At 57.5% G+C, this 1,161-nt stretch carries 1 protein-coding gene; it reads left to right on the top strand.

The window, feature by feature from the left end; all coding sequences use genetic code 11:
• Nucleotides 1–112 precede the first annotated feature (112 nt).
• Nucleotides 113–979 carry a class I SAM-dependent methyltransferase gene (locus tag AC0QHF_RS29230; RefSeq protein WP_324707803.1) on the top strand — a complete coding sequence of 289 codons (867 nt, stop codon included), beginning with the start codon at nucleotides 113–115 and terminating at the stop codon, nucleotides 977–979.
• The last annotated feature ends 182 nt before the right edge of the window (nucleotides 980–1,161 follow it).

The following is a 1,161-nucleotide window of genomic DNA, read 5'->3' as shown; positions in this document are numbered from 1 at the left end:
CACTTTGATAATGCCTTTGAGAATCCAGCTTTGGATTACTTAAGAATCTGCGTGGTTTTAACCCGCAGAGTATCAAACTAATCAATATTTCGGCAATATCAGGACAGCAATTATGCCCCGCCAGGATACAATTTTCGAGCGCTTTATCTCGCCGGTGTTCGGCTTTTTGATGGATCGGGACGCCATCGATCGCCTCGACCGCAGCATCGACTGGGACGCCGCCCGCGATCGCCTCTCCGACCCCGATCTGACCTATCCGGACTACTACAAAAGCCAAAATTTCCACGGCATCGAAGGGGGATATTTGACCAAAGGCGCCGCCCTCACCTACGACCCCGTAACCCGATACGCCCTCCCCCCCAGCGAAATTTGGGTCCGGCAGGCCGGCATCGACGCGATCGACGTCCGACCCCGGCGCATTTTGGACCTCGGGTGCGGCACCGGTTCCACCACCCTGCTGTTGAAAAAAGCCTTCCCCGCCGCCGAAGTCATCGGTTTGGACCTGTCGCCCGAGATGTTGGCTGTGGCGGAAACCAAAGCCAAGCGGGAAGGTATGGAAATCCAATTCCGCCACGGTTTGGCCGAACGCACCGGATTTCCCGAGGAATCCTTCGATCTGGTATCCGCCGCCCTGCTATTCCACGAAACCCCCCCGGACATCGCCCGGGCCGTGCTCCGGGAAGCCTTCCGCCTCCTGAAAGCCGGGGGACAGGTGGTGGTTCTCGACGGTCATCAGCGGGTTTTGCGGCATACGGAATGGCTGACGGAGATTTTCGAGGAGCCTTATGTGAAAGATTACGCCGCCGGCAGCGTGGACGCTTGGCTCGGCGCGGCGGGCTTCGGCGCGGTGCGGACGGAGGATGTCTGGTGGACGAACCAAGTCAGTTTGGGGGTGAAACCGATTCGGGACCCGGCGCCCGAGGTGAATTTCGGATGGGAGGCGGCGGAGAATCCGGGGGGTTTTCCCGCCCCGGCTTGAGGTCGAACTGCTACCCTAATGGATGAGGTGCGATTCGTTCGGGAATGAAATAAGGCTGAAATGCTTGAAATAACCTCCCGGTATGGCTTCCATCCCCTTGGATGGATATAAGGGGCGCACCCCTGACCAGCCTTATAACTGTCTGTATGTTCCTAAATTTGGTATCACAGTGATACTAAATG

Source organism: Lyngbya sp. CCY1209 (assembly GCF_055795065.1).
This window is presented reverse-complemented; position numbering and strand designations above follow the sequence as displayed.